The organism is Rhizobacter sp. P1_G5, assembly GCF_056405435.1.
This window is the reverse complement of the sequence record NZ_JBFUCB010000987.1, coordinates 1-1,369: the sequence shown is the minus strand read 5'-3', so window position 1 is coordinate 1,369 and position 1,369 is coordinate 1. Positions and strand designations below refer to the sequence as shown.

General features: G+C 70.3%; 2 protein-coding genes and 1 pseudogene. All 3 read left to right on the top strand.

The window, feature by feature from the left end; genetic code table 11:
• Nucleotides 1–342: pseudogene (locus tag AC1D12_RS33405) on the top strand (TonB-dependent receptor); the annotation flags it as partial.
• 138 nt (nt 343–480) lie between these two features.
• A complete protein-coding gene (locus AC1D12_RS33400; protein WP_047511693.1) occupies nt 481–747 on the top strand; it encodes a DUF4148 domain-containing protein in 267 nt (88 codons plus the stop codon).
• 167 nt (nt 748–914) lie between these two features.
• A partial coding sequence (locus AC1D12_RS33395; RefSeq protein ID WP_477845385.1) for an ABC transporter substrate-binding protein occupies nt 915–1,369 on the top strand: 455 nt, incomplete at its 3' end.

The following is a 1,369-nucleotide window of genomic DNA, read 5'->3' as shown; positions in this document are numbered from 1 at the left end:
ACCAACCTCGACACCGGCGAGGCGCTGCCGCGCGTCGCGCCGCTGCGGGCGCTGGTGGGGCTGGACGTCGACAGCGGGCCGTGGAGCGGGCGCCTGGAGGTGGACGGTGCGGCGAAGCAGAACCGCGTGCCGGCGACCGACGTGGCGACGAACGGCTATGCGATCGTCAACGCCTCGCTGGCGCGGCGCTTCTCGATCGGCAACAGCGACGCGCTGTGGTTCCTGAAGCTCGGCAACCTGGGCGACAAGTTGGCATACAGCGCGTCGACGGTGCAGACGGTGCGGGATCTGTCGCCGCTGCCGGGAAGGTCGGTGAAGACGGGGGTGCGAGTCAGCTTCTGACCGTTCGCGCCGGAACGCCGGCGGTTCGCGACGGCGACGAACCCTTCGTCGCATCTCGATACCGCCGGCGGCGCCGCCTCGCCACAGTCCACCCCATCGACAGCAGGTCGCCGTCGAACCCACCCGATGGAGTGAACCATGAACCGCACCACCCTCACCTATTTCGTCACCGTCGCCCTCGCCCTGGGCAGCGCCGCCGCGATGGCCCAGGACGCCGCCGCGCCGAAGACCCGCGCGCAAGTCCGCGCCGAGCTGATCGAGGCCCGCACGCAAGGCACGCTGCCGATGGGCGGCGAGTTCGCCGGCACGATGCGCCACGACGCACCGGCCGCCTCCGACACCCGCACTGCCGAACGCGCCCCGAAGCGCGCCGAACCGAAGGCGCCGGTCGCCAGCGGCGGCTGATCCGCCTGTTCACGTCAGCTCGCGCCGAAATTTCAAGCTCGCTTTTACCTAAAGCCGCGAAACCAAGTGCTACGAAGGTAAGGCCGGGCAACGCCAGCTTCAGCCGCCGCTTCATCGCGTCGAAACCCGATCACGTCGCCATGACGTGGTCTCAGGGAGAGATGAAGATGAAGCGCAGAAACCTGTTGCTGGCCGCCTCCGGGGCTGCCGGCGTGACCCTCCTGCCGTTCGCGGCGTCGCGCGCCGCCGGGGCGCGAACCATCAGCTTCGGCCAGTCGGCGTCGCTGACCGGCGGCCAGGCCAGCTACGGCCGCGACGTGCAGAACGGCATCGCCGCCGCCTTCGCCGCGGCGAACACCACTGAAGCCGCCACCGGGCTTCACTTCGACCTGCAGACGCTCGACGACGGCGGCGTGCGCAGCCGCTGCATGAAGAACGTGATGCAGCTGGTCGAGGGCGGCTCGACCGCGCTGATCGGCCTGACCAGCGGTGCCGGCGCCGAAGCCTGCATGCCGGTGATCGAGGATGCGCAGATCGCGATGCTCGGCACCGCCAGCGGCAACATGGGCATCCGCGGCAGCCAGGTCAGCGGCGCCTTCCACGTACGCGCCGGCTACGACGC